The organism is Clostridium akagii DSM 12554 (genome assembly GCF_000686725.1).
GTDB lineage: Bacteria > Bacillota > Clostridia > Clostridiales > Clostridiaceae > Clostridium_I > Clostridium_I akagii.
In genome coordinates, this window is record NZ_KK366009.1 from 25,290 (window position 1) to 50,979 (window position 25,690).

The 25,690-nt window shown below is 29.5% G+C and carries 29 protein-coding genes, 1 tRNA gene and 3 pseudogenes; 26 read left to right on the plus strand and 7 right to left on the minus strand.

Annotated elements, in window-relative coordinates:
* Positions 1 to 649: 649 nt before the first annotated feature.
* From BR66_RS0121050 to BR66_RS0121075, 5 genes are all read left to right on the plus strand, one after another.
* Entirely contained in the window at positions 650 to 1,582 is a 933-nt protein-coding gene (locus BR66_RS0121050; RefSeq protein WP_026884690.1) for an ABC transporter ATP-binding protein, read from the plus strand.
* Positions 1,583 to 1,602: 20 nt separating this feature from the next.
* Positions 1,603 to 2,868, plus strand: a complete 1,266-nt coding sequence (locus BR66_RS0121055; RefSeq protein WP_026884691.1) for an ABC transporter permease — start codon at positions 1,603 to 1,605, stop codon at positions 2,866 to 2,868.
* 19 nt (positions 2,869 to 2,887) lie between these two features.
* The gene (locus tag BR66_RS0121060) at positions 2,888 to 4,063 is read left to right on the plus strand and encodes an ABC transporter permease (RefSeq protein WP_026884692.1); all 1,176 of its coding nucleotides are present in this window, start codon (positions 2,888 to 2,890) and stop codon (positions 4,061 to 4,063) included.
* Positions 4,064 to 4,089: 26 nt separating this feature from the next.
* Positions 4,090 to 4,269 (plus strand): hypothetical protein, encoded by a 180-nt coding sequence (locus BR66_RS0121065; protein ID WP_026884693.1) that lies wholly within the window; start codon positions 4,090 to 4,092, stop codon positions 4,267 to 4,269.
* A gap of 367 nt (positions 4,270 to 4,636) precedes the next feature.
* Positions 4,637 to 4,930 (plus strand): transposase, encoded by a 294-nt coding sequence (locus BR66_RS0121075; RefSeq protein WP_026884694.1) that lies wholly within the window; start codon positions 4,637 to 4,639, stop codon positions 4,928 to 4,930.
* Between the two features lie 307 nt (positions 4,931 to 5,237).
* On the opposite strand, the gene BR66_RS24995 is transcribed toward BR66_RS0121075, so the two are convergent.
* Positions 5,238 to 5,645 (minus strand): DDE-type integrase/transposase/recombinase, encoded by a 408-nt coding sequence (locus tag BR66_RS24995; RefSeq protein ID WP_278246828.1) that lies wholly within the window; start codon positions 5,643 to 5,645, stop codon positions 5,238 to 5,240.
* A gap of 85 nt (positions 5,646 to 5,730) precedes the next feature.
* A pseudogene (locus BR66_RS26885) lies at positions 5,731 to 5,838 on the minus strand (HNH endonuclease); the annotation flags it as partial.
* A gap of 814 nt (positions 5,839 to 6,652) precedes the next feature.
* Here BR66_RS26885 and BR66_RS25000 point away from each other — a divergent pair.
* The 3 genes from BR66_RS25000 (at position 6,653) to BR66_RS0121095 (ending at position 10,824) form a co-directional block, all read left to right on the plus strand.
* Complete coding sequence (locus BR66_RS25000) at positions 6,653 to 8,425, plus strand: ABC transporter ATP-binding protein (protein WP_026884696.1); 1,773 nt, start codon at positions 6,653 to 6,655, stop codon at positions 8,423 to 8,425.
* 12 nt (positions 8,426 to 8,437) lie between these two features.
* On the plus strand, positions 8,438 to 10,195 hold the full coding sequence (locus BR66_RS0121090) for an ABC transporter ATP-binding protein (RefSeq protein ID WP_026884697.1): 1,758 nt from the start codon (positions 8,438 to 8,440) through the stop codon (positions 10,193 to 10,195).
* Positions 10,196 to 10,485: 290 nt separating this feature from the next.
* Positions 10,486 to 10,824 carry a hypothetical protein gene (locus tag BR66_RS0121095; protein ID WP_026884698.1) on the plus strand — a complete coding sequence of 113 codons (339 nt, stop codon included), beginning with the start codon at positions 10,486 to 10,488 and terminating at the stop codon, positions 10,822 to 10,824.
* A 168-nt stretch (positions 10,825 to 10,992) separates the two neighbouring features.
* Here BR66_RS0121095 and BR66_RS0121100 read toward each other — a convergent pair whose 3' ends face one another.
* Positions 10,993 to 11,184, minus strand: a complete 192-nt coding sequence (locus tag BR66_RS0121100) for an EscE/YscE/SsaE family type III secretion system needle protein co-chaperone (RefSeq protein ID WP_026884699.1) — start codon at positions 11,182 to 11,184, stop codon at positions 10,993 to 10,995.
* A 192-nt stretch (positions 11,185 to 11,376) separates the two neighbouring features.
* On the opposite strand from BR66_RS0121100, the gene BR66_RS24465 reads away from it, so the two are divergent.
* From BR66_RS24465 to BR66_RS26530, 4 genes and pseudogenes are all read left to right on the plus strand, one after another.
* On the plus strand, positions 11,377 to 11,703 hold the full coding sequence (locus tag BR66_RS24465) for a hypothetical protein (protein WP_207641276.1): 327 nt from the start codon (positions 11,377 to 11,379) through the stop codon (positions 11,701 to 11,703).
* 144 nt (positions 11,704 to 11,847) lie between these two features.
* Positions 11,848 to 12,084: pseudogene (locus BR66_RS24470) on the plus strand (manganese catalase family protein); the annotation flags it as partial.
* A 246-nt stretch (positions 12,085 to 12,330) separates the two neighbouring features.
* On the plus strand, positions 12,331 to 12,708 hold the full coding sequence (locus BR66_RS0121120; RefSeq protein WP_026884701.1) for a phage holin family protein: 378 nt from the start codon (positions 12,331 to 12,333) through the stop codon (positions 12,706 to 12,708).
* A gap of 221 nt (positions 12,709 to 12,929) precedes the next feature.
* Positions 12,930 to 13,061 (plus strand): annotated as a pseudogene (locus tag BR66_RS26530) (DUF3189 family protein); the annotation flags it as partial.
* Positions 13,062 to 13,492: 431 nt separating this feature from the next.
* On the opposite strand, the gene BR66_RS0121130 reads toward BR66_RS26530, so the two are convergent.
* Positions 13,493 to 13,574, minus strand: a tRNA-Leu gene (locus BR66_RS0121130).
* A 319-nt stretch (positions 13,575 to 13,893) separates the two neighbouring features.
* Between BR66_RS0121130 and BR66_RS0121135 the strand changes: the two genes are divergently transcribed.
* The 9 genes from BR66_RS0121135 to BR66_RS0121175 all read left to right on the plus strand — a co-directional run bounded on the left by BR66_RS0121135 (position 13,894) and on the right by BR66_RS0121175 (position 20,124).
* Complete coding sequence (locus BR66_RS0121135; protein ID WP_026884703.1) at positions 13,894 to 14,586, plus strand: iron-sulfur cluster assembly scaffold protein; 693 nt, start codon at positions 13,894 to 13,896, stop codon at positions 14,584 to 14,586.
* A 21-nt stretch (positions 14,587 to 14,607) separates the two neighbouring features.
* The gene (locus tag BR66_RS0121140; RefSeq protein WP_026884704.1) at positions 14,608 to 15,609 is read left to right on the plus strand and encodes a GGGtGRT protein; all 1,002 of its coding nucleotides are present in this window, start codon (positions 14,608 to 14,610) and stop codon (positions 15,607 to 15,609) included.
* 325 nt (positions 15,610 to 15,934) lie between these two features.
* Entirely contained in the window at positions 15,935 to 16,789 is an 855-nt protein-coding gene (locus tag BR66_RS0121145; protein WP_026884705.1) for a DUF2268 domain-containing putative Zn-dependent protease, read from the plus strand.
* A 48-nt stretch (positions 16,790 to 16,837) separates the two neighbouring features.
* Positions 16,838 to 17,395: a hypothetical protein gene (locus BR66_RS0121150; RefSeq protein WP_026884706.1), complete on the plus strand. Its 558-nt coding sequence runs from the start codon at positions 16,838 to 16,840 to the stop codon at positions 17,393 to 17,395.
* 39 nt (positions 17,396 to 17,434) lie between these two features.
* A complete protein-coding gene (locus BR66_RS0121155) occupies positions 17,435 to 18,136 on the plus strand; it encodes an MBL fold metallo-hydrolase (protein WP_026884707.1) in 702 nt (233 codons plus the stop codon).
* Positions 18,137 to 18,240: 104 nt separating this feature from the next.
* Positions 18,241 to 18,933 (plus strand): class I SAM-dependent methyltransferase, encoded by a 693-nt coding sequence (locus BR66_RS0121160; RefSeq protein WP_026884708.1) that lies wholly within the window; start codon positions 18,241 to 18,243, stop codon positions 18,931 to 18,933.
* 69 nt (positions 18,934 to 19,002) lie between these two features.
* The gene (locus BR66_RS26535; protein ID WP_242841199.1) at positions 19,003 to 19,143 is read left to right on the plus strand and encodes a hypothetical protein; all 141 of its coding nucleotides are present in this window, start codon (positions 19,003 to 19,005) and stop codon (positions 19,141 to 19,143) included.
* Between the two features lie 271 nt (positions 19,144 to 19,414).
* Entirely contained in the window at positions 19,415 to 19,747 is a 333-nt protein-coding gene (locus BR66_RS24475) for a dihydrofolate reductase family protein (RefSeq protein ID WP_035796886.1), read from the plus strand.
* Positions 19,748 to 19,755: 8 nt separating this feature from the next.
* On the plus strand, positions 19,756 to 20,124 hold the full coding sequence (locus BR66_RS0121175) for a nuclear transport factor 2 family protein (protein WP_026884709.1): 369 nt from the start codon (positions 19,756 to 19,758) through the stop codon (positions 20,122 to 20,124).
* A gap of 256 nt (positions 20,125 to 20,380) precedes the next feature.
* On the opposite strand, the gene BR66_RS0121180 is transcribed toward BR66_RS0121175, so the two are convergent.
* From BR66_RS0121180 to BR66_RS0121190, 3 genes are read right to left on the minus strand one after another with little or no spacing between them, the layout of a single operon-like run.
* Positions 20,381 to 21,766, minus strand: coding sequence for an NAD(P)H-dependent oxidoreductase (locus tag BR66_RS0121180; protein WP_026884710.1), 1,386 nt, complete (start codon positions 21,764 to 21,766; stop codon positions 20,381 to 20,383).
* 22 nt (positions 21,767 to 21,788) lie between these two features.
* The gene (locus BR66_RS0121185; protein ID WP_026884711.1) at positions 21,789 to 22,580 is read right to left on the minus strand and encodes an EFR1 family ferrodoxin; all 792 of its coding nucleotides are present in this window, start codon (positions 22,578 to 22,580) and stop codon (positions 21,789 to 21,791) included.
* Between the two features lie 27 nt (positions 22,581 to 22,607).
* Positions 22,608 to 23,126, minus strand: coding sequence for a PadR family transcriptional regulator (locus BR66_RS0121190; protein ID WP_026884712.1), 519 nt, complete (start codon positions 23,124 to 23,126; stop codon positions 22,608 to 22,610).
* Positions 23,127 to 23,360: 234 nt separating this feature from the next.
* Here BR66_RS0121190 and BR66_RS0121195 point away from each other — a divergent pair, with 234 nt between their 5' ends.
* The 5 genes from BR66_RS0121195 (at position 23,361) to BR66_RS0121215 (ending at position 25,570) form a co-directional block, all read left to right on the plus strand.
* Complete coding sequence (locus tag BR66_RS0121195; protein ID WP_026884713.1) at positions 23,361 to 23,885, plus strand: flavoprotein; 525 nt, start codon at positions 23,361 to 23,363, stop codon at positions 23,883 to 23,885.
* Between the two features lie 132 nt (positions 23,886 to 24,017).
* Entirely contained in the window at positions 24,018 to 24,260 is a 243-nt protein-coding gene (locus BR66_RS0121200) for a hypothetical protein (RefSeq protein WP_156946346.1), read from the plus strand.
* A 130-nt stretch (positions 24,261 to 24,390) separates the two neighbouring features.
* The gene (locus BR66_RS0121205) at positions 24,391 to 24,693 is read left to right on the plus strand and encodes a hypothetical protein (RefSeq protein WP_026884715.1); all 303 of its coding nucleotides are present in this window, start codon (positions 24,391 to 24,393) and stop codon (positions 24,691 to 24,693) included.
* A 10-nt stretch (positions 24,694 to 24,703) separates the two neighbouring features.
* Entirely contained in the window at positions 24,704 to 24,874 is a 171-nt protein-coding gene (locus BR66_RS25910) for a hypothetical protein (protein WP_156946347.1), read from the plus strand.
* 111 nt (positions 24,875 to 24,985) lie between these two features.
* Entirely contained in the window at positions 24,986 to 25,570 is a 585-nt protein-coding gene (locus BR66_RS0121215) for an RBBP9/YdeN family alpha/beta hydrolase (RefSeq protein WP_026884716.1), read from the plus strand.
* Positions 25,571 to 25,690 lie beyond the last annotated feature (120 nt).

Here is a 25,690-nt window from a genome sequence, read left to right on the forward strand (position 1 = left end):
AAATATCATAGCTAAAGGTAAAGAAGAAGATACAGAAAAATGTTCTGTCAAAATATCAAAGAAAACAGGAAAGACTGTAAAAAAACAATGCCTTAAGGCTTTTACAGAAGTTAGAAAAATAGGATGTACAGATACTTTCATTTATGTATGACTTTAATATTCTATTCGATAATAATTTAGCGTCATTCTCATTAATAAATTATTCTGATATTTGTATAAATTCTGCGTAATTGCTTAGTTTTTATTATAAATATCAGAATAATTTTTTTGTATTTTACCTGTGACATTAGATGGGGCTGTTGCATTAGCGATTTTTCAAATCACTATGCACAGCAATTCCTCTATACCATATTTTAAATTTTGGGAGTAGATTTATATTTTTTGAAATTGAAATTGAAATGTAAAAAGGGTCAGAAAAGAAAGGACATTTTTTATCCGTTTTTTTGATTTTTGAAATTCTATTTAAATTTAAATAGTAAAATATGTTACCAAATTCGTTCGTTTATAGTTGCTAAAGTAATATGTAGAACTATTACTAGGTAAAATGTAAAACTATTACTAAAGTAATATGTAAAACTATTACTTTAGTCAATAGTAAAATAAAGCTCTATTAAGTAGAATAAAACTATAGAAAATTGGAGGCGTTAAAATGTTAGAATTAATGAATATAACAAAAAAATATGGAGATTTTACTGCTGTGAACAATCTTTCACTTAATATTGATGATGGTGAGGTATTTGGACTTTTAGGACCTAATGGTGCAGGAAAATCTACTATAGTATCCATGATAAGTACTGTAATATCGCCAACAAGCGGAGAGATAAAAGTTGATAATAAATTATTAAGAGAAGAACCTATACAAATAAAGAAAGTAATGGGAATAGTACCTCAAGATATAGCTTTATATGACACTTTAAGCGCAAAAGATAATTTGGAGTTTTTTGGATGCCTTTATGGATTGAAAGGAAAAAAACTAAAAGAAAGGGTTAGTGAAATCCTAAAGATAATTGAGCTTGAAGATAGAAAAAATCAGACTGTTGGAGAGTTTTCAGGTGGAATGAAGAGAAGAGTTAATATTGGAGTTGCTTTGATGAACAATCCTAAGCTTCTAATTCTAGACGAGCCAACAGTTGGAATAGATCCACAGTCTAGAAATCATATACTAGAGACAGTGAAAAAATTAAATAAAGAAAGAGGCATGACAGTAATTTATACAAGTCATTATATGGAAGAGGTTGAGTATCTTTGTAAAAGAGTTGCTATTGTAGACCATGGAAAGTTGATAGCACTAGGAACTAAGGAGGAGTTAAAGAAAAATTCACAGTCAAAAGATAAGTTGACAGTTACATATACCAAAGCTAGTAAAGAGGCTTTAGAGAAAGTTAAAAATGTTGCTGGAACAGAAAAGGTTAGAATAAGTAATAATCAGATATCATTATTAGTAGATCAGCGTAAAAGAAATATTATTAATGTTGTTGAAGATATAAGAAATCTAGGAATAAATTTATCAAGTTTTAAATATGAAGAAGTAAATTTGGAAAGTATTTTCTTGCAAATCACAGGTAAATCTTTAAGGGACTAATTGAATGGGGGATAAAAATCATGAATAAGTTATTACATTTGTTTTTGTTAGATACAAAACTCTTATTAAAATCAAAAGTATTTTATTTCAAGCTAGTATTATTTCCAGTTGCAATTATTCTAATACTTGGATCTGTTTTTAACAGCAGTAATAAAAATATATTGAAAACATTCAATGTGGCATATTATAGCGAGGATACTGACTATCAAAGTTTAAATCTATCTGAAACTTTAAGAGATGATGTATTTAAAAGCAAAGATATAAAAAAAGTAATGAATTTAGAAAAAGTTAATAGCTATGCTAAAGGTAAGGAGCTTGTAAGCAATGGAACTGCGGCAGCACTTGTATATGTTCCTAATAATTTTACAAAAGATTACTTAAACAATAAAAAAATCAAGATTGGAGTTCTAGGTGATAATAGTAAATCTGATGATGTTTTAATAGTAAAAACTATTTTAAATAGCTTTGATAAGAATATATCTACAATGAGGGTAGAACAAGACCAAGCTGAAGATGAGATGAAAAGTAAAACTTCAATAAGCAAAGAAGATCTTAATAAATTAGTTACTTCTATAGAAGATACTAGTAGTATGTCATCAAAAGTTTTAGAAGTTGCTACAAGAAGTAACGCAAAACCATTAAATATGATGCAATATGAAGTTTTTGCAATAACTGTAATGTTTTCTATAATAACAGCTTTTGAGCTTACCCATAATATAGTAAGCGATAAATTAAATAATACTATGAATAGAATAAAATCAACACCAACGTCAAATTTTCAATATATTCTTGGGAAAATTATAGGAATAGTAATAGCAATAGTAGTGCAAATGATTACGGTAATAGTTGTAAGCGGTATAGCTTTCAATGTAAAGTACAATAATGTACCTGAAATTTTACTAATAACCGTTGTTTATGGTTTTACCATAGGAAGTATTGTAGTTTGTGCTGGAATACTTGCAAAAGATCATATGGCAGTTTCAAGTGTTATGGCACCGATTTTATGGGGATTTAGTTTTCTTGGAGGAAGTCTTTTCAATAAAAATAGTTTTCCATATACCCTTGGAATTATTCAAAAAATAATTCCAAATGGAAAAGCAGTTAATTGTTATCTTGGGATTTGCGAAGGAAATGGAATTAATTTTATATATAAAGATATTTTTGAATTATTAGGTATGACAGTAATATTTGTGCTAATAGCGCTAATTTTAGCAAGTCAAGGTAATAAAATTAAGTTTAGAAGCAATAAGAAAAGTGCTTTAATGGGTAATAATGTAATTAAATAATCTAGAGAGGACGGTAAAAATGCATATATTAAACATGATAAAAATTCAATTAAAACTCTTATTTAATAACAGATTAGCAGTTTTTGCTATAATTTTAGCACCGTTACTGCTTACATTTTTAGTATCATATTCAAGTAGTAGCGTGAATAAAACAAATGTATATTTTGCGGATAAAGATAATAGTGAAGCTTCAAAACAATTGATATTAATGATGAAAAATCAACATGATTTAAACTTAATAAGTTCATCAGAAAGTGAAATAAAAAATAAAGTAGATAGTGATAATATCACTGTTGGAGTTGTTATTAATAAAGGGTTTGAGTATAAATTAGAAAATAATGAATCTTTAGATGCTACTCTTATTGAAAATTATGATAATATTGATGGAGAAAATCTTTCACAGATTATTATATCCGATGAAAATACATTGCAAAAGGTCAATTTAGATTCAAAAAACATTTCAAAAATTTTAGGTGATAATAATCATAGTCTATATAGTAAGCTTATTAAAAAAACAAATAATGATAGTAGTGTTAAATTTTCATACGAAAATTTAAAAAATGGTCAAAATTCAGAGAATAAAATTACCCAAAGTTTAATTGGATTTTTGTTAATGTTTCTATGGTTCGTTGCAATCCAAGGATTTAGAACATTAGTAGAGGAAAAAGAAAATAATACTTCTAATAGAATAAAAGGAACACCAACAAAATATTCGAAATATTTGTTAAGCAAAATTATAGCTAACTATATATTTGGAATGATAATTATAGCAATAATACTTTTAGTTGGAAAATATGCGTTGAATGCAAAAATAGTTAATAATGTTGTTCCAGAGGTAATCATATTAGCAATATATTTCTTTGCTATAGTTGGAATAGTAATGGTGTTTGTACCTTTTGTGAAAAAACATCAAACCTTTACTATAATAGGCGCATCAATAATGGCCTTAACGGGAATTCTTGGAGGAAGCTTCTTCTCAATGGATGAACTAGAATTGCCAAAAGCAATTCAAATTATTTCAAAATTTATGCCAGAAACTTGGGGAATAAAATCACTTAAAGATATCATATTTAATAACGCCTCTTTGGAAGCACAAATTCAAACCATAATTGTATTAGGGTCTGCTGGCATAGTTGGATTATTAGTATCTACAATACTGATGAAGATTATAAGTAAAACTGAAAAAGGTTTTTAAAAAAATAATAAAAAGGGGTGTTTAATATGAATTCAATGTTAATTATAGGATGTGTAGAGATAGTTTTGGGAGTACTGATTAATATATTTATAAAAAAGATAGTCATGCTTTTATTTAAAAAGGGTGGTACTTTATCATACTTTCCTGTAAGATTTGCTGGTGTATGGCTACTGATAAATGGTATATCAAGAATGTTTAATGTATAATGACACTGTTGCACTAAGAAATTAGTGTAACAGCTATTTTGTTCGAAAAATACGATTCACTGGCTTAAGTAGCTCGGGAAAAGATGCAGATTTCAAATTTTGAAAAATTTAACATCATATTGTAGAGACTATTTGATGAAGTATTTGAAATCAAAAGTAACAATTGATGTAGAAGACAACGTGGAATCAAGTAATGTAACTGAGAAATTACCAATTCAAAATAAGAGATTAACTATTGGCAATGAATGATGATGAACGTTCATCTTATTTAAAAAATTCATTACAAATATAATTCTGAACCCATAATAGTCTTCGACAGTTTATAACGAACATGTTAACATAAAAATATAAGATGGAGGTTAAAAATATGGCAAGAAGACGATTTACATTAGATGATAAAATAAAGATTATTGAAGAATTAAATAGTGGGTTAACAAATTCCCAGGTTTGCAAAAAATACGAATTATCACCATCCACACTCTCCACCTTTAAGCGACAACTTAATGTAATTAATGCTACTGAGCCAGACGAATATAAACCAAGCACTAAAGAAAGAGCACTTGAAGATGAAAATCGTAAGCTTAGAGAACTCGTTGGTAAAAAAGAATTAGAGCTTAATATGCTTCAAGATTTATTAAAAAAAAACAAATACCCACGGTAGAGTACCGGTGACTGTCAAGATACTTGTCGCATAATATTTTTCATTCGCCGTTGTTAATATTTAACATGTAGATCTATGTAGACTAAATTATGTTCTTAACACTCGCTTTATTTTCAGATATCGGATTTAATGTCACGATTTCTGGTAATTCCCAGTTTCGTACTCCTCTATTAAATCTCTTTGGATGCAACTCTCTGGCTGATTTATAAACTTAATTTCTGGGATAAATTATACATTAGGCATTACCGGTATGCCTACTCATTGGCGTTACAAAATTCAATCCACTATGATAATGTATATTATTGTATCAATTTACAAATTTGTAAACCAAATCTCTTGCTTCTTCTATATTTGTAAATCCATCTTTAGGATAGCTTGAAGTATATTTGCAAGTCTTAAACAATGCTTCCGAATAAGGATTATAATTGCTTACTCTAGGTCTTGAATATGATGACATAATACCAAGCATTTCAAGCTTTGTCTTCGGTGTGTAAGATTTCATAGGAACTCCATTATCAGAATGTAGCACTAATGGTCTTCCACTAATTTGCTCTGCTAAAACAGCTCTTTCTACTAAATCTGATGCTAGTTCTCCAAGTTCCTCATGGCAAACTTCCCAAGCTACCATCTTTCTGCTTAATATATCCATAATCACGTATAACTTACAATATGCTCCTCTTGTATAACTATTCAGTAGGATAAGTAAAGGGTGCAATCATAGTAATGATTTTCCCACATACTCTCCACCGAACCACACGTACACTTCTCTATGTATGTTGCTCTCCACAAATCATATAACCTTAGGTTTGCATTTGCATTAAGCTATAGCAGATTTCACATGCTGCTAGAGTTTTCCTATTGTTTTTTAGCATTGCAATGTTCCAGGGTTTATCAGATTTTATTTCTGTGAGCTTTCTTACTTAGTGCATTATTACTATTACCGATATATTATTGGCCCCACACAATTCACAGTGGCTATTTTTTAGTCTGAGTGCAGAACTATGTTTTCCAAATGGATATTTGTATTTTTCTTTTAAATCATAAAATTGTGAATCATAAGGAGTTGTTATACTTTTATCGGTTCCTAAGCCATTATCATGGTAAAATAGTGCACTAGTTTTCTTTCTTGTATCTTTGTAAATTTCGAATTTCCCATTTATATCATATTGAAATCTTATTTATTTTATAGATAAAATTTTCTAGGACACGCAAGTGTGAACACTACTACTGAACTATCCATTTAAATATATACTGTTAAACAAAGCGATTAATTCAAATATAAGTAACTTGTTGGATATTATTCTACATTTTACACTAAAATCATCATTAAAACAATTAATTTTAGTAAATGATGATTTATAGGCATTAAAAATCACAGGAATATAAAACAACAAAAGTTCGCAGGCAGTGAATAACATTTGCTGATTTTGTCTAGGGTTTAAGTAATATCAAAAATGATAACTGATGGTCTAATGGAAACAATATATTGAAATGTTATATATTATTTCATAAAAATACAAAATATAGTTGACGAAATTTGATATAGGCAATACAATTAAAATATACTTAATAGAAAAAATATTAAACATTAAAAAGAAACAATTATTAAGAAAATATATGCTACCAATAGTCGAACTGCGTCTATTATTCGTTAACCTAAAAATCCAAAAGTCCATTAGAGGACAAGGTAGTGGATTTTTTGCATTGAGAGGAGTGTTGTTTATGAGTAAAAAAAAATCGTCCACAAAGATGGCTGTTATAAGTTTATTTCCATTTGTAAAAAAATATAGAAGTTACATAATAATAACTTTATTTGCAGTTGTCGTTGAAGTTATTATAGGAATATATTTTGCAAAAGCATTAGGTGGAATTGCGGATGCAGCTATTGCAAAGAACTTTATAGCGCTAAAAAAGTTTTTAGTTTTATTTTTTGCAGTAATATTCTTAGATATGGCAATAAAATTTATTAAAGCATTTTTTACAGGAAGGTTTACAGAGTGTTGCTTATTTGATATTAGGCAGAAAACCTTTAGAAACATTAGTAATCTTCCAATTCCTTATTTGGACAAACATTCCTCTGGAGATTTAGTTTCAAGAATAAATACTGACCTAGTACTCATACAAAACTTTTTGCAAGGTACATTAGCTGATCTTTTAGCTATTCCCTTAAGAGTGATTGTATCTGGGACATATCTATTTATAATAAGTTGGAAGCTTGCTTTGTTCACTGTAATTTCAATTCCGCTGTTGATGGTACTCTCTATAACTTTAAGCAAGCCGGTACAAAAATATATAAAACAGCAACAGGATGAGATAGGTAAGGTAAATTCTCTAGCAGAAGATTGTATTTCTGGTCTTCTTGTTATAAAATCTTTTGTTCTTCAAGAAAATATGAAGGGAAGATACGATGAGGCTGTTAATGAATCTGTTTCCAAAGGATTGAAGGCTTGTTTAATTGAGGCTATAGTATCTCCTTTTGGTATCCTTATGAATATAATTCCATTTGTTCTTTGTTTTGCTTACGGAGGATATTTAGGTGTTCATGGTGAAATTACAGTCGGGATGTTAATAGCATTTATCCAGCTTGTAGACTACGTGGTTAATCCTTTGAGTAATGTTCCTAATCTGATAAAGGGATTTAGGTCAGCTTCGGCAGGTACTGAGCGAATAAATGAAATATGGAATGAAGCAAAGGAAAGAACAAATGGTACTAAATTTAATATTAACGCTAAAGTTCATACCATAAGATTTGAAGGTGTGTGTTTTTCATATAATGAAGACAAAAATATTTTAAAAGAATTAAGCTTCAATATAAAAAATGGCGAAACGGTGGCCTTAGTGGGTCGTAGCGGCTGTGGCAAAAGCACATTACTAAAATTAATTAACGGTTTTTATGGCGTTAATAAAGGTAGTATAAAAATATATAATCATGATATTAGATCTTGGAAGCTAACTGATATGCGAAATTTGATATCTACAGTATCTCAGGATAATTATCTTTTCCCTGAAAGCATTTATGTAAACATAGCATATGGAAATCATCAGGCTTCGAAGGAGGAAATAACCACTGCCGCGAAACTAGCTAATTGTGATGATTTTATTATGTCACTGCCTAAGGGATATGATACTTTAATTGGTGAAAGAGGAGTCAAGTTATCAGGAGGTCAAAAGCAAAGAATTGCTATAGCAAGAGCTATCCTTAAAAATGCGCCTATTCTTCTATTAGATGAAGCCACCTCTGCATTAGATACAGAGTCAGAAAAGGAAGTACAAAATGCACTTTTGAAGCTTATGGAAAATAGGACAACATTAGTTGTTGCCCATAGACTATCTACCATTCAGAATGTAGATAGAATACTTGTGATAGATGATGGATGTGTTGTGGAAGAAGGTAATCATGAAGAGTTATTTCTAAAAGATGCATTATACAAACAACTCTACTTAAAACAATTTATTGACAAACCTGAAAATAAAATTGGAAAATTAGATGCATAGGGAGGCAATAATATGTTAAAAAAGCTAAAAAATAATAATTTATTTAGAATAACCAAATTTTTAAAGAAAAATTGGCCTCTATATAGCATAGGATTAATTGGACTTAGTTTTATTAATTTTATTTGCAACTTTTTTTCAGCGGTTGGAATAAAGGCAATGACAGATGCACTTTTAAGTAAAGACATGAATGCACTAATGAAAGGTATCATTTTTATGGCGACAGGATTTGGTATATTAGTAATAATTATTCCTTTTTTATCTTATGCCTTTGATAGCAGTATAAAAAAGACTACAGGTGAAATTCGAAGAATATTATTTTTCCATATAGAAAAGCTTCCTGTAAAATACATTGAAAATAATCATAGTGGAGATTTGATTTCAAGGCTAACAAATGATGTTCAAACTGCTGAAAATGCTTATGGTAATCAGCTTTTAATGGTAATGATGCCAATTGTATCTGGTATGGGGTCTATTATAGTTATATTTTATATTGATTGGCGTATGGCCATTTTGGGAGTTATAATTGGAGCATCTACCATAATTTCAAACACTATATTTATCAAACCCTTAAAAAAGGTTAGTGATAAAATACAAGATTTATTATCTTCCTTAAATCAAAACCTTACAGATACTTTAGGTGGTATACAAGTTATTAAATCATTTAATCTATTAGGATTAATGGAGAAAAAGTTTAAGATGAATAATGAAGATATTAGAAAGTGGTCCATAAATCGTGTAATTAAAAATTCTTTCTTAAATGGCATCAATAGCTTTCTCGGAAATATGAGCTTTATTGGTATTTACGTAATAGGTATAGTCTTTATTATTAATAACACGCTTACTTTTGGGAAACTTATTGCTATAATCCAGATGTTAAATGGTGTAATGTGGATGTTTAATTCCTTAGGGGTATTTTTGACCCAGCTTCAAAGTTCTCTTGCAGGAATAGATAGAATATTTGAAATTTTAGATATAAAAGAAGAAGAAACCACTGTAACATTAAACAATTTAGAAAATGTAGAAAGGGATGCTCAAGATGGAATTATAGAATTTGAAAATATTAAGTTTGCATATGAAGAAACTAATGTTTTAAATAGTGTAAATATAGAGGTTGGCAAAAATGAAGTTATAGCTATTGTAGGCTCCAGCGGAGGTGGTAAAAGTACTTTGTTTAAACTCCTTTTAAAATTTTACAACATTAAAGAAGGTTGTATAAAGGTATTTGGAAAAGATATAAATACCTTTAGTCTTGAAGAGTTAAGAAGTCTCATAGCATATGTTCCTCAAGATAATTATCTTTTTAGCGGAACAATTGCAGATAATATATCATATGGAAAGGAGAATGCCACATTAGAACAAGTTATTGAATCAGCAAAGTCTGCCAATGCTCATGAGTTCATAATGACGCTTTCTTCTGGTTATGGAACTGAAGTTGGGGAAAGAGGAGCACACCTCTCAGGGGGGCAAAGACAAAGAATTGCAATAGCTAGGGCTATACTTAAGAATGCACCTATACTTCTTTTAGATGAAGCTACCTCCTCTTTGGATTCTGAGTCTGAGGATGCAGTTCAAAAAGCCTTAGACATCATTATGAAGGGTAGAAGCACAATGGTAGTAGCACACAGGCTATCCACCATCCAACATGCTGATAAAATCTTGGTTTTAGATAATGGAATCATTCCAGAGGTAGGAGATCATGAAACCTTACTTAATATCAATGGTATTTATTCAAGACTATATAATTTACAGTTTGAAGGAAAACAAGCATGAAATTGTATTGATCTTCAAAAAAATCAGTACCGACCATTTTATAGATAGTTTGGCAAATCCATATGGGGGTGAAATGAGAATATTTGTATACAAAGATATACAAGGGTAGTGTTGAATAAAAAATAAACTTATCTTATTATGGAAACATAGCGAGATAAGTTTATTTCGTTCTGCAGTGTTAAGATTTTCATCAACATCTTCTGAGGCTGCAACATTGAGAATTAATTTACATTTTTAAGTTTAAGTACACAATTACGATTGCTCCCTCTATTATGGACAATTTCTAACGTATGCTAACTAAGCAGAGAGAATTTATTAAGCAGGAAACTTGGATAGAAAAAAGAATAATAGATACAGCTACAGAGATAAGCATATTAGGAGCAGAAATAGACGAAAAAGAATCTGACCTAAATAATATAGAGTTGGGAATGAAAAGAGCCATAGGGCAATATAAAGAGAAAGAAACAATATTACAAATGAGATATAGAGATTATAGAACTTATGAACAAATCGCAAAAGAAATAAGGTCCAGTAAATCAAATGTAGAAAAAATTTTGAAAACTAAAATTCTATATGAGATTAGTAAATGGGTAAGAAATACTAAGGAACTGGAAGAAAAGAAGTCTTGAGTAACATCAAAGTTTCACCATTTAAAAATAATGATTAATAGAAATACATATTTCAATAGCCAACTTGGGTAAACCGATACACATTTCAAAAAGCAGCTTCAGGATCTTAAAATAAGACATAACAAAATTTAAGGAGGAATATAAGATACATTCCTCCTTACTCAAAATTTATTCCTTGTAATTTGAAAGTGTAGCATTTGCATCTTGTAAAGCAATATCTACTGAGTCAAGAGTATTTGCAATTTGTTGTTTATTTTCAGGTTTTTCTACTGAGCTAAGTGCTTGGTTCAAACAATTCTTTGCATCTTGAAGCTTAGTTGTTACATCTTGAACATGTTGTTTAGCGTTTTTTGTTTCCATCTAATGATACCTCCTAAGTTTTCCAATACATATGTACTTGAGTACACTAGTAGTATTTGTAATTTAACACAAAAAGATTCATGAAGAAAATAAAACATAGATTTCGTTACAGATTTTGAAAAAAATATTAACAGATTTTTTTTACCATAATTACCTGATTTATTATTGATACATTCTTCATCAGTATTATTAGTGACATACAAAACATATGGAGACTTATGGCACAGGAACTATTACATTTGCTACAAGGGAACAATGAAATATATAGGCAATGATGAAATTTGTTTAGTAATAAAACAAAAGATGTTCATAGGTGAAATCCAAATTGTTTATTTTAAAGAGCCAGATAGAGAACTTGAAAAAGGAGATATCAATAATAGGGAATATGAAGCTGAGTTAAGCATTCCAGCAAGTGAACGTACAATATATTATTATTATTATTATTATTATTGTTGTTGTTGTTATTATTTAGGGGCAGCAAGGAAATTATTTGCAAAAATCAGGGGATTAAGAATATAATTAAAAAAGTTTGCAGTAATGGGGGCATAATCTGTGACATTATGCATGTAGTTAGAGAAATAAAGAGAGCAAGAATTAATAAAGAAACATTCACAAATGAGTGTTTCTTTTATATTGCGTATAAATATAGTGACAAAGTAAACAATAAAAGATTTATTTATTGACATTGGAACTGAGGAGCTTAGTCATATGGAAATAGTTGAAGAAACTATAAATTTGTTAAATGGTCACGAGGTAAACCGTGAAGCTGTGGGAAGTGGAGAAATTGAAACCCATGTACTTTCTGGATTGTCACCAGTCTTAATAAACTCTTCGGGGGCACTATGGACAGCTGATTACATAACGGTTACATGTGATATCGTAGCAGATTTACTTTCAAATACGCGAAGGTAATATTTAAGAGCTCTTAAAGGAGCTCTTTTTAACACTCAAAATTATATAGGTAATGGTATATTAAGTATCTGCACTATAACCTTGGGTTAGTTAACATATTGAAAAGAATGTGATGTAAATTATAAATGAAAATGCGAACAAGGTTCTTTAAAAATTGAATAATTTAGTTACAATATGAACAAATTATATATGTCTTATAAATAGTTATTATTTTGATAATGGAGGTAATTATAAATGGCACATAACAAAGATTTTGAAAAAAGTAAAAATACCCACGATAAGGGTGGTTTACATTGGATTTGGAGATTAGTATATGTGGCTATTATTTTATCAATAACGTCATATGTAACACCAGGTTTTACAATAAATGGGCTGTGGGGTTTTTTGTTAGCTGCAGCTATAATAATTGTATTAGATTATTTAGTAGAGTTAATTATGGGAGTTGATGCATCACCTTTTGGAAGGGGGATAAGTGGGTTCTTGGTCACTGTGGTGATAATATATGCCACTCAATTTTTAGTTCCTTATATGAGGGTATCCATAATTGGGGCGATATTAGCAGCTTTGGTTGTAGGAATATTAGATGCAATAATTCCTGGAAGGGCAGTTTAGATACATTAAAATAAATAATTATTGAATGACTTTTCAGAGTCTATTAAATAATGTAGTGTTATAGTTATCCTTTAAGTATTGTACTTTTGAAAAATATTTCATTACAATTTTAAATTAGATATGTTATTGGATTTTAAGGGATTGTTTCATATTATTTTATTAATTTGAGACGATTTTTTATATATTCTTAGGGTACTTATAATTTATAATATATGAAAAATATGATGATCGCATATCATGATGTTGGAGGTGCACATTCTACAGCAATAGAAGCTAATGTGCATATTAATAAATTGCCGGTAAATAGAATACCAAGTAAGCAGGAAATACTTAATCTTCCTACATTTGATAAAGGTAATAATGGCCTAACCAAACAGTCTTCAACAGGGATACAAACGCATGTGCATGAATTTGCAGAAAACACAAAATTAGCGGAGAATGGAGAGGATAGGCATAATCATAATAATGTGCCATTGTATAAGCTACAGGCGAGTTTGAATTTATTATATTTTAATTTTGCATCATAGGAAATAAAATGTGTATGCACCCTTAAATGAGGGTTAATAGTAGAAGAATTCTAAAGAGAATAAAATAAATTACTTTATGCAAAATATAATGGGACTAAAATCCACAGCATTTGCATTGTAAGTCCATTTATTGCTTTAGTTTTACCTATTTGGAATAAAATAATAGATTTAGAATTACCTAAACATATTAAAAATAAAAACCTGTTAAGTTATGAAACACAATGGTTTCAACACTTAACAGGTTTCTTAAAAAATCTTGGTGCCGATGGTGGGATTCGAACCCACATGGTTTCCCGCACGATTTTGAGTCGTGAGCGTATGCCGTTCCGCCACATCGGCAAAGTCAACATTAAGAATTATACCATGGGGATGTATTATAGTCAAGTTGTATTTTTAGTTTGACATATATATTTCTAAAGAGTGTTAAAAAATATACATATTTAGATTATATTATATAATCAGTAGATTAAAAATAATAAAAACAGCTCTTATAATAATGTTTTTTTGAAAAAATGTTGTTACTGTGAGGTTTATTTGTTAAAATTAAATGGTTGTTGTAATTACTTATGTAGTTACTATGTATTGTTATGTACAATACAATATCTTTTTTGTTAAAGTATTAACGAATTAAGTATTTGTGTAGGAAGGAGAAATTTTAATGATTTATTCAACAGAAGTAGCAAGTATGATGTGCGTTGCTAAAGGACCTAATCACGGATCAGCGCCAATCCCAGAAGAAGGAAAATGGGTACAATCTAAAGAAATAAAAGATATATCAGGTTTAACACACGGAATAGGTTGGTGTGCTCCACAACAAGGTGCATGTAAATTAACTCTTAATGTTAAAGAAGGTATTATCGAAGAAGCATTAATAGAAACAATCGGATGTTCAGGAATGACTCATTCAGCAGCTATGGCTTCAGAAATACTGCCTGGAAAAACAATTCTTGAAGCATTAAACACTGATCTTGTTTGTGATGCTATAAACACAGCAATGAGAGAATTATTCTTGCAAATAGTATACGGAAGAACTCAAACAGCTTTCTCAGAAGGTGGACTACCTATCGGAGCAGGTCTTGAGGACTTAGGAAAAGGACTTAGAAGCCAAGTTGGTACTATGTACGGAACTAAGGCTAAAGGAACAAGATATTTAGAAATGGCTGAAGGTTACGTTAAACATGTAGCACTAGATGCTAACAATGAAGTTATAGGTTATGAATTTGTAAACTTTGGTAAAGTAATGGATATGATCAAAAAAGGCGTGGACGCTAACGAAGCAATGGAAAAAGCTACTTCAAGTTATGGTAGATTTGCAGAAGCTGTAAAAGTTATCGATCCAAGACAAGAATAAGAGGTAAGGAGGGAAAACATAATGGCATTATTTGAAAGTTATGAAAGAAGAATTGACCAAATCATACCAGTATTAAAGAAATATGGTATGAATACAATAGAAGAAGCTAAAGCAGTTTGTGATGAAAAGGGAATAAACGTTTATGATATAGTTAGAAAAATTCAGCCAATTTGCTTTGAAAACGCGTGTTGGGCTTACACAGTAGGTGCTGCAATCGCAATTAAAAAAGGATGTACTAAAGCTGACAAAGCTTCTGAAGCAATAGGAGAAGGTTTACAAGCTTTTTGTATCCCTGGATCAGTTGCAGATGACAGAAAAGTTGGATTAGGACATGGTAACTTAGCTGCAATGCTTTTAAGAGAAGAAACAAAATGTTTCGCATTCCTTGCAGGACACGAATCTTTTGCTGCTGCTGAAGGAGCAATTGGACTTGCTATTGCTGCAAACAAAGTAAGAAAAGAGCCTTTAAGAGTAATACTTAACGGTCTTGGAAAAGATGCTGCATTTATAATTTCAAGAATAAACGGATTTACATATGTTCAAACTAAATTCGATTATTATACATCAGAGCTTACAGTAGTTAAAGAAACTGCTTACTCAGATGGAGCAAGAGGTGCTGTTAGATGTTACGGCGCTGACGATGTTAGAGAAGGCGTTGCTATAATGCATAGTGAGGGCGTTGATGTTTCAATAACAGGAAACTCAACTAACCCAACAAGATTCCAACATCCAGTTGCTGGAACATACAAAAAAGAATGTATTAATCAAGGAAAGAAATATTTCTCAGTTGCTTCAGGTGGTGGTACTGGAAGAACACTTCACCCTGATAACATGGGAGCAGGTCCAGCTTCATACGGTATGACTGATACTATGGGAAGAATGCATTCAGATGCACAATTCGCAGGATCATCATCAGTTCCAGCTCACGTTGAAATGATGGGTCTTATCGGAATGGGTAATAATCCAATGGTTGGAGCTACAGTTGCTGTTGCAGTTGCTGTTGAACAATCAGCTAACAAATAAAATTTTCATTTGTACAATCATAAAAGACCTCATATTTAGGCTTAAATGTCTAAATATGGGGTCTTTTGATTTTAACTATGTTTATAAAAATATAGCGCTTATCCACAGCTTAGCCTTGTACATTAATAAATAAGTTTTTAAATTAAGCCAAATAAAATTTGTCGCTTATATAGAGATTATTTGTAATAAATGATATGATATGAAATAAAAGGATATTTTATATCATATACTAAAATTTGATTGAGCATTGCATCTTTATAAATTCTGTGTAATATTAAAATCAACATATATATGTAATTTTAGATTTTATTAGTAGGAGAATCTTATGGAAAATAAAATAATGAATCTAGCAATTAAGGAAATGAGATCCAATAATATAAATGAAATAATCGATCAAGAAGTTTTTTTTAAAGAATATTTTAAAGTATTTTGTTATAAAAAACCATTTGACCAAGATATTATGAGTTCTCTACAAACTGATTTAGATATTGACGATGTAATTAACTTATCAAACACTCTAATTATTAAATTCAAAAAAATGGCCAATATGATGGAAAAAAATGGATTTAAAAATGATATTGGACTAATAATTTTTATTGGAGACGGGGTTATAGATGGACATAGTATAATTATAAATAACTACTCTTATGTTTTTGTTGATTTAAAAGCAATCATGCTACGTTCTAAGGGAAAATATAATTTAGATGCTTTTATGTCACACGAAATGATTCACGCAGCACATTATGATTTAAATAAAGAGTTCTATCCAGATAATTATAATTTAATTGATGATAAATATTTTAGAACATTAATTGTAGAAGGTATGGCTACATATATGAGTATGATACTATTTGGCATACCGGAAAATTCAGCATATTGGTTTGGATTGTTAGAGAATAATGAAGTTGGTGAATGGATTACTAATTGCAAAAAAATGAAAACAAATATGGGGATAAATCTTAAAAAAATAATTGATGATGAAGAATTTGATAATAGCATATATAATAAATTATTTTGTGTCAAAACTCAAAAATTCACGTCTTATAGAACAGGATATTATTATGGATGTGAAATAATAAAAAACATAAGTTATGAAAATAGTATTAATGGAGTATTTAGGCTTGAGTTTAATAATATTAAAAAATATATAAATGCTTATTTTAAAATAGTAATTGTGTAAATAATTATGAATTAATTATAGGAACTATGATATTTAATTGGGGGTTATATGGCTAGTAATAAAAAAACTATAATATATTGTGTTTTGATATTAATAATATCTCTAATTTTCATAGCAGGTTATGTGGCAAAACATAGTAAAGAGAATGATTCTTCAAAATCTGTGCAGCAAGTTACCGATAATGCTAGGGTGATTTCTACCATGGAACTTAAAAGTATAGCAAGGGGGGGAGTTGTTAGTTTAGTAGATGATTCGCCTGCCGCATTTTCATGGGCGCCAAGAAATCAAAAAATTACTTTGAGTGAAATTACATATTGGCTACATGGAGCCACAATATACAGAGGCAAAATCCCAAAATCACAAAATGTTGCTTTATTTAAAGCAAATGTCGGACCTTCAATACTTAATATATCTTATTCAAATAAAGTTAATATAACTATACAACCAGCTTTCTATCTTGGTTCAAAGAATGCTCTTAATATTCAATATATTAGAGATGTACTTCAACTTAATAATGATGGGAAAAAAAGTTATATTCAATCTAAACAGTTGTTCAACTGGCTGAAAAATGACAAGTGGAAAACGGAATTTGAAATGAAACACTAAATGTTACCATATTAATGTAAATATACAAGGAGTGATGTTGTGAATAAATTATATTTTTTAGGGAGAGGATCAGGATATAATACTAAAGAAGGAAATACCTCTGCTTATTTGAAAAAGAATGAGACATTATTACTTATAGATTGTGGGGAATCTGTATTTAAAACAATTGTAGAAAAAAATTTAATTGCGAGAGTAAAATATATTCATGTATTAATTACACATATGCACTCAGATCATGTAGGTTCCTTAGCCAGTTTCATTGGATTTTGCTATTGGAAGTACAAGATAGTAACAAACGTTTATTTTTATGAAAAAGATAAAGTAAGGAGTTTTTTAGAACTTCTTGGCTTGATTGAAGACGAGAGTTTTATGATAATGGATACTAAAAATAGAAAAATAGATTCTTTGGATTTGGAGATTTTCCCTTCACTAACTAAGCATTCTAAAACAATTAATACATATTCTTATACATTAAAATTTTATGAGGGAAATGATATTTTTTATAGTGGAGATACATATGAAACTAATTTTGACGTAATCCCTTTTTTGAAGTTAGGTAATATAATATATCATGATACGTGCCTTAAGGACTTTAAGGGTAATGTACACACATCACTAAGGGTTTTAAGTGAAATTATTCCTAAAAAATATAGAAAACAAGTCTATTGTATTCATATCGATGGAGAAAATTTCGTGGAGAAAGCTGAAAAACAAGGGTTTAATGTAGTTAATGTAATTTAAATAATTTATATATTGTTTTTTTGCGTAAAAGCTTAATACTTTTTATAAAGATAATAAAATCATTACTATATGAAGGCACTATTGCTAAAAAAGGAGGAGAATATATGACTGAATCAAAAGCTTGGGATTGGAGCAAAAATGAAAGTAACCAATGGTTAATTCCAACAATAGAGTCATGTTATTTAACTGAATCATGGAAATCAAAAGGATTTAAAAAGTTTCTTGATTTAGGATGCGGATTGGGGAGACACTCAATTTATTTTGCACAAAAAGGATTTGAAGTGAATTCTGTAGACTTATCCGATTATGCTGTAAATCACTTAAAAAACTGGGCAGAGAAAGAACGTTTAAATATTACAGCAGACGTATGCGACATGCTTAACCTACCATTTGCTAATGGTACATTTGATTGTATAATAGCTTACAATGTTATCTATCATGCAGATACTCAAGGGTTTATTAAATCCCTTGAAGAAATAAAGAGAGTATTAAAAAACAAAGGAGAATTATTTATTACCCTACTCTCAAAAGATAGTTTGACATATCAAAATGCTGATCTGTATAAACATATTGATAATAATACTATCTTGAGAGATGAAGATGACACAGAAATGAATGTTCCTCATTTTTATGTTGATATTGAAGATATAAGAAAATATTTTGTTGAATTTGATTTTATTAACATACCTGTGGAACAAACAGAGTATAACCTGAAAAATACAGAAAATATGTCTAAACATTTCAATTTGATTGTTAAAAAAAGGGGAACTAAAAAAGTTATGGGAAAATGCCGATAATCGTTTTGATGAGATTGAATTTATGGAAAAGAAAGATGAAAAGGAAATATTTTAGGTGTTTGGGGATTAATGAGTGATATTTCAAGAAATTTCAAACCTTGGGAAGACAATTTTACAAAAGGGTTATATTTAGAAAGTGATGTAGTTGATTATAATTGCCCTAAAGAAAATGGGCAATTGTATTTATTTTTCCCAATCAGAAGTATATAACTATCCATTATATTAGGTAAATATAAGTTAAATTTGATTTTCAGTTTGCTCGAGGTAAATAGTGGTTTGAGCCGGGTGCGTGAAAACACGAAAGACTGGTTATTAGGTGGAAAGATGCATAAGACTCCATTCCTACCCGACTAATAATTATAGTAATAAAAGTAAGCGTATTTAAGACATCATATTAATTTATTATTGGCCAATCGTAAATTATTGTTCACTAAATATATTTTATAATTAGATTGAATTTTATAAATATGGAGGTTTATATATGTCTAACAATAGAAAGTTAGTTTTATATATTGCAACAAGTTTAGATGGTTACATAGCGACAGAAGATGATTCTTTGGAATGGTTGTTTAAAACTGAAGGTGAAGGAGATAATGGATATTCTGAATTCTACAACACAGTTGATACTATTCTAATTGGTAGAAGAACTTATGACTGGATTATTGAGAAAGAAAAAGGTGAATTTCCTTATAAGAATAAAAAGTGTTATGTATTTTCTAAATCAGAAAAAGGCAAGAATGAAAATGTAGAATTTATTAATCAGGATGTAGTGGAATTTACAAATAAAATCAAAAGACTGGATGGAGGAAGGTGAATCTGATTATGGAACGAGAAAAAATTATTAAAAACTATTTTCAGTCTTGGTTAAATAAGAATGGTTTGCTATTAAAAGAAATTTTTGATTCAAAAGCAATCTACAGTGAATGTTATGGACCTGAGTACATTGGAGTAGAAGTTATTCAAAAATGGTTTGAAGAGTGGAATAAAAGAGGAACAGTAAAAGTGTGGGATATAAAGCAATTTATTCATGAAGGAAATATGATTGCAGTTGAATGGTATTTCAAATGTGAATATGATGGAAATATAGGAGAATTTGATGGTGTATCACTGATTGAATTTAATGGTGATAATCATATAGTAAGGTTAAAAGAATTTCAATCTAAAATCCCACATTACTTTCCTTATAAATAAAATGACAATAAAAGAAAGAATTTATTTTCTCTTATGAAAAATTCAAGATAGAAATATCAGAAAATTTAGTGAAGGTAAGCAAAATGGATCAAGGTGTATAAACTGTAATTATTGTATGATAGGAGTAGAAGAACGTCCACTTAAATGTTATAATGGACGCACACTAAAATAAATTACGTTACATTATTCACTAATTGAGGAGGTAGAAATGCTTCCTTTAGAATTGGAAAAATCAAATTCACTGTTTTTATCTGGATTATAAGTTTGGATCTTCTACAATTTTCTTTAAGGAAGCAATTATGTTAGGTTTTAATCTATTTGCATAAGTTTCTTTTCTTATAGCTGGAATTTTAACCATTAGAATCAATATTAAGTTTTTTATCCTAGATTTATAGTTCTTTTGGGGAAAATCATATATATTAAGTTCCCTGTAAGCCTTATAGTCAGCGATAAACGGGAATCTTAAATTTCCCCATATTTCATCTCTAGCTATCTTCCAAAAACCTGTTCCAAGAAAGGTATAAGGCTTATGGTAATCCATAATTGAAAAATGAGTAACATTCAGTGCTAAAGAATATAACTGTTCATCAATTTCCTTAGATGTTTTTTGCTCATCAGTTACAAATCCTACTATGTTTGACATCTGCCATTGTGCATATCCTTCTAGCATTTCCATTAAATTAGGTATCTGCCTTAGAGGACCGGATATTATAAATCCTAGTTGCTTGCCAGAAAGAGAGGGTGTGTGTGCATTAAAAAATGATCTATCAAAGTATCTTTTCCAGATAGAAGATAAATACCTGTCTTTAATGGTGCCAGCAAAGATTATTATATCAGCAGTCTTCATTTTGCTATTATAAAAGTCAATAAAACCATCTTTACCAGTGTAAGCACATGTAAAATCGTATCCACACCTTATGCATCCTAGGCACCCGCCTTTTATATCTATATCTTTAAGACTTATTAGCTCGATATTACTAGAGAATGAGTTTCTAAATTGTTCTATCATGTTTTTTAAATTACTGTCTTCTAAAGAATCAGTTACTATAACCATTTTTTTACTCAAAACATCTATTTTACCAGAATTTGTTTCGGAATTATATTGTATTGGCGAATAGTTTATTGAGCTATAATTTTTAAAAGTGACTCTTCTATTTTCTATTGCATCAAAATAGTTCTGGGCAAATTGTAACAAATTTTTTCTTTCACTTTCTTTTTCTAAATCGTCCATATGTGCTGAGAAGTAATCTACATAGTTCATATTTAAATCATCACAAATAGAATTCATATAATTTATTGCAGTATGGTCAAGTAACTTAACTGATGTAGCTAAAATTGAAGTATATATTCCCTTAAAGGCAGCTTCTACATTTCTTTCAAAAATTAATTCTATAAATCTTTTATATTGTGAAGAAACAAGGAAAAAATAAAGAGGAAATCCCCAAATAACTCCATCACTGCTCTTAATTTCATTAATGATATCATCAAAAACTTTTTTATCTTTTTCTATCTGACCAATTCTTTCAGCAATATTAATTATTTTTAATTCATGTTGGCTAAATTTTTTTTGAATATATTTAATATACTGCATTGTAGCACTGAGGTCACCTTTAGGACTTCCATTTAATACTATGATTTTCATATAAAAACATCTCCTATTTGAATTATTTTTTTATCAAATCATCTAAGTTAACATAAGGATTTTTATATCTGAATTTGCCAGAAGTTTTATTTAAATATTGTATTGATTGCTGGGGGCATAAATTTATACATCGAAAACATTGTTCACATTTATGCAGCCAAACAGGTTTACCCTTTCTTAATTTAATATTCTGAACTGGGCATATTTTTTCACACAATCCACATGAAATACATTTATTATCAGTGGAAAAAGGTATGTCCAGCCATGGAAAAATAAAAGATACAAAGTGATTAATAAGTCCAGTATTTATAATACGTTGATTGAGAGGACCTCTTTCAATTTCACATTCATTTTCATCTTTTATAAGTAATGATATTTCGTCCAATCTTTTTTCTGAGGCAGTAAATAAAGGTTTTAAGTTATCCATAGAATGTTCCTTTTGTGAAAGTGTATAACTATTAGGCATAATTACTGAAAATCCTGCTGAAAGTTTTAACCTTCTAGAACGAAGTCTATTAGCTAATATCATTAAAGAACCAGCTACTTGTGTATGATTAGTAGCTATAGCAAACAAATAATTAATCTTATTTGTTTTTGATATTTTTTTAATGAATTTAGATACTATTTGAGGAATACCCCAAATATACACAGGATAAACAATACCAACTCTTTCTGAAGAAAATAAAATCCCACTATTTTCTTTTATAGCACTAGTAATTGGTATGACTTCTGTATGTCCTAACTTCTCAGCTAAATTCTTCGCTACTTTTAATGAGTTTCCTGTTCCAGAAAAATAATAAATTGTAGTTTTCATAATTTTCCCCCTGGTATAGTTTTCTTTTTATAGTTTTTTATTTACACTGTCCAAATAATTTTTGTACCAATTTATAGTGAAGTCATAGAAATCTAACCCAAAATTCAGTGTGGAAATTTCGAAGTTATTATCATGCTTTTTAAGCATTTCCTTTACATCTAATAAATTATTTTTCAATTTAGTTAAATCATTTATATATGTATTTATTGAATTAGTTATCTCTTCATTATTTAGGTTATCAAAAAAAAATATTTTAGATAATGCACTTGTAGTATTGGTCTTAGAAACTTCTATTGGGGATTTTAGCCATATAATAAATTCTTCTTTACCTTGATCTGTTATAGAGTATATTTTTTTCAATTTACCATTGGTTGCGATTTCCTCAAGATATATTAACTTTTTTTGTACTAATCTTTTTAAGGATGGGTAAATGCTGCCAAAACTAGCATCCATAAAATTTGAGGTACTTATGTTCATTGTCTGTTTAATATCGTAGCCAGTCATGTTCCTGGTCATAAGGAAACCAAGTATTATGAATTCAATCATTAAAGTTAACTCCTTTCATATATTAAAATTGATATCATCACGTTATATATCACTTCGATATATAACGTGATGATATTATTATACATATTTATACCTGAGTTGTAAATACTTTTTAAAACAACAATATAAACATTATATTAATTGCCTGTTGAAATTCAACTGATGATAATTGTATACTTAGTGCGTAAGGTTAATACATAATAGTAAAAATAATATAAAAATGGAGGGATAAATATGTTATCTGGAAAAATAATAACTTTAGGAATCACAGCATGTAGTCCAGCAGATAAGTCACTTATATTAATTAAGGAATTAAAAAAACGAGGGGCTGAAGTACATGTTGTTATGACTACAAATGCAGTTAATTTTGTTACACCACTTATGGTGCAGAGAGAGGCAGGAACACCAATCCAGATTGAACAGTTTGAACTTCCCAAAGCTTATGATATGAATCACCAGTCACTGTCATATAAGGCTGATTTAATGCTTGTTGCACCCGTTTCTGCTAATACCATTGGAAAGGCAGCAAATGGAATAGCAGATAATATGCTTACTACAAATTTATTATCAACTAAGGCGCCTATTATTTTTGCAACTCATATTAATCCCACAATGTACAGTAAACCAAGTGTACAAAGAAATGTAAAAATACTTAAAGAAGATGGGGTAATTTTTGTTGAAAATAAAGAGACTAAATATCCAAGCCTGTTTCCAAGTATAGAGGCTATTATTAAGAAGGTTGAAGAGGTGATTTGTTGAGAGTTGTATCATAAATGTTACTGGAAATATCTTCAATAGCGGAGATATGTATGAAACTAATTTTAATGTAATTCTTTTTTGAAGTTAGGTAATATAATTTAAATAATTAGTTAAAAGGAGATGAATGGTATTATGACAAATATACTTGCAGTTGCGGGACAAAATTCAAAGTATAAGTTACCCAATGCTAAGCGTGCTGGATTTTGGGCTGGTTTATGGCATGGATTAATCGCACCAATTACATTTATAATTAGTATATTTAACGTCAATGTACGTATTTATGAAACCAATAATAGAGGTCGTTTATATGATTTGGGATTTATGCTTGGTGCATCAATTTCATTAGGTGGAAGTGGTTCTAGGATAGCTAGATAACGATAGCTTTTTACTGTGCGATTTCCAAATAAAATCGTTTTTCATTAACAATATTTTATATAGTATTTTTATATTTTAAGGCGCAAAGGTAAAATAATGTGCCATGTTTAAGATGGCTAGGAGGGAAAGAATGTTTAAAATGAAATGCCCAGTTTGTAAATATGAAATGACTGATAAAACAAAGATATTAGGACATAAATCATATGAATGTAGTAATTGTAGATCATCACTTAAAGTCTCTAATTCTTATCGAATTACATATATAGTTGGACTGTTTTTGGCTTCTATTTTGGGTGTTTTAATTACTGATAAGTTAAGGCAAAACACTATTTTTCAACGATTTATTATCTGTCCATTAATTCTTGGAGCATGCATTGGGACAATATCTTCAATTGTAGTATTATTATACCCTACTAAATTGTCAAATTTATAGAGGTTTGAATATGAGCAAGTCTGTTTATAAAAGTGCAAAAGGCGAGAAAATAGTTAGGAAAATGTATGACAAGCAAGTTTTAGCATTAAATATAGAATTTGAAGATATTTATGTGGATACAAGGTTTGGAAAAACTCATTTGGTTAAGACAGGTAATCAAAATGGAAAACCAATTTTATAAAAATGATATCTGATTTTTTAGCTGAGTAGTTTTAATAAATATAATGAAAACCCTTAGTTATATTGCATCAGCAATAAATGAAATATTCATATAATTAGGAGAAATGATAAAATGAAAAGTACTAATATCTATGTTATCCATGGTTATACATCTTCCAGTAAGGCAGAGTGGTTTCCATGGCTGAAAGATCAGTTTAAAAATAGTAATGTTAAAATTCATATTCTTAATATGCCTAATTCCAGTGATCCACATCTTGAACCCTGGCTTAAACATCTTCGTAAAAATATTTTAGATATTGATGAAAATACGATATTTATTGGTCATAGTCTTGGATGTGTTACGGCACTGCGTTATATTCTAGAAAAAAGCATAAAAATCAAAGGTACAATACTTGCGTCGGGGTTCATAAATGAAAATCCAATGGATGTCCAAACAGAAGGCATTCAAGAATTTTTAGATGAATCACTTGATATTGCAAGAATAAAAAGTCTCATTTCATCAAGAATTGTTATTACTGCAACAGATGATGATATTGTTCCAACCGAAGCTACACAAAAACTAGCAAAAGCCCTAGATGCAAATCTTATTATTCTTTCATCAGGCAAACATTTTATTGCTCGTGATGGATATACTGATTTTCCTGTTCTATTGAATGAAATCCATAAATTGATTAATGATTATTCAAAGTTGCCATAATACCATCAGTTGATTATGACAGTATTACTTTTAGCGTTAACCTCTATGGAAGCTCAAAGGATAAAGAAACTATTGAATACTTTTTTGATTTACGGGATAAAGAACTTCCACAATAGTGAT

Excerpts from the sequence above, each read along its gene's own strand:
- BR66_RS0121050 (WP_026884690.1), top strand. The coding sequence starts at position 650 with ATGTTAGAATTAATGAATATAACAAAAAAATATGGAGATTTTACTGCT.
- BR66_RS0121055 (WP_026884691.1), top strand. The coding sequence starts at position 1,603 with ATGAATAAGTTATTACATTTGTTTTTGTTAGATACAAAACTCTTATTA.
- BR66_RS0121060 (WP_026884692.1), top strand. The coding sequence starts at position 2,888 with ATGCATATATTAAACATGATAAAAATTCAATTAAAACTCTTATTTAAT.
- BR66_RS0121065 (WP_026884693.1), top strand. The coding sequence starts at position 4,090 with ATGAATTCAATGTTAATTATAGGATGTGTAGAGATAGTTTTGGGAGTA.
- BR66_RS0121075 (WP_026884694.1), top strand. The coding sequence starts at position 4,637 with ATGGCAAGAAGACGATTTACATTAGATGATAAAATAAAGATTATTGAA.
- BR66_RS25000 (WP_026884696.1), top strand. The coding sequence starts at position 6,653 with ATGAGTAAAAAAAAATCGTCCACAAAGATGGCTGTTATAAGTTTATTT.
- BR66_RS0121090 (WP_026884697.1), top strand. The coding sequence starts at position 8,438 with ATGTTAAAAAAGCTAAAAAATAATAATTTATTTAGAATAACCAAATTT.
- BR66_RS0121095 (WP_026884698.1), top strand. The coding sequence starts at position 10,486 with ATGCTAACTAAGCAGAGAGAATTTATTAAGCAGGAAACTTGGATAGAA.
- BR66_RS0121100 (WP_026884699.1), bottom strand. The coding sequence starts at position 11,184 with ATGGAAACAAAAAACGCTAAACAACATGTTCAAGATGTAACAACTAAG.
- BR66_RS0121120 (WP_026884701.1), top strand. The coding sequence starts at position 12,331 with ATGGCACATAACAAAGATTTTGAAAAAAGTAAAAATACCCACGATAAG.
- BR66_RS0121135 (WP_026884703.1), top strand. The coding sequence starts at position 13,894 with ATGATTTATTCAACAGAAGTAGCAAGTATGATGTGCGTTGCTAAAGGA.
- BR66_RS0121140 (WP_026884704.1), top strand. The coding sequence starts at position 14,608 with ATGGCATTATTTGAAAGTTATGAAAGAAGAATTGACCAAATCATACCA.
- BR66_RS0121145 (WP_026884705.1), top strand. The coding sequence starts at position 15,935 with ATGGAAAATAAAATAATGAATCTAGCAATTAAGGAAATGAGATCCAAT.
- BR66_RS0121150 (WP_026884706.1), top strand. The coding sequence starts at position 16,838 with ATGGCTAGTAATAAAAAAACTATAATATATTGTGTTTTGATATTAATA.
- BR66_RS0121160 (WP_026884708.1), top strand. The coding sequence starts at position 18,241 with ATGACTGAATCAAAAGCTTGGGATTGGAGCAAAAATGAAAGTAACCAA.
- BR66_RS26535 (WP_242841199.1), top strand. The coding sequence starts at position 19,003 with ATGAGTGATATTTCAAGAAATTTCAAACCTTGGGAAGACAATTTTACA.
- BR66_RS24475 (WP_035796886.1), top strand. The coding sequence starts at position 19,415 with ATGTCTAACAATAGAAAGTTAGTTTTATATATTGCAACAAGTTTAGAT.
- BR66_RS0121175 (WP_026884709.1), top strand. The coding sequence starts at position 19,756 with ATGGAACGAGAAAAAATTATTAAAAACTATTTTCAGTCTTGGTTAAAT.
- BR66_RS0121180 (WP_026884710.1), bottom strand. The coding sequence starts at position 21,766 with ATGAAAATCATAGTATTAAATGGAAGTCCTAAAGGTGACCTCAGTGCT.
- BR66_RS0121185 (WP_026884711.1), bottom strand. The coding sequence starts at position 22,580 with ATGAAAACTACAATTTATTATTTTTCTGGAACAGGAAACTCATTAAAA.
- BR66_RS0121190 (WP_026884712.1), bottom strand. The coding sequence starts at position 23,126 with ATGATTGAATTCATAATACTTGGTTTCCTTATGACCAGGAACATGACT.
- BR66_RS0121195 (WP_026884713.1), top strand. The coding sequence starts at position 23,361 with ATGTTATCTGGAAAAATAATAACTTTAGGAATCACAGCATGTAGTCCA.
- BR66_RS0121200 (WP_156946346.1), top strand. The coding sequence starts at position 24,018 with ATGACAAATATACTTGCAGTTGCGGGACAAAATTCAAAGTATAAGTTA.
- BR66_RS0121205 (WP_026884715.1), top strand. The coding sequence starts at position 24,391 with ATGTTTAAAATGAAATGCCCAGTTTGTAAATATGAAATGACTGATAAA.
- BR66_RS25910 (WP_156946347.1), top strand. The coding sequence starts at position 24,704 with ATGAGCAAGTCTGTTTATAAAAGTGCAAAAGGCGAGAAAATAGTTAGG.
- BR66_RS0121215 (WP_026884716.1), top strand. The coding sequence starts at position 24,986 with ATGAAAAGTACTAATATCTATGTTATCCATGGTTATACATCTTCCAGT.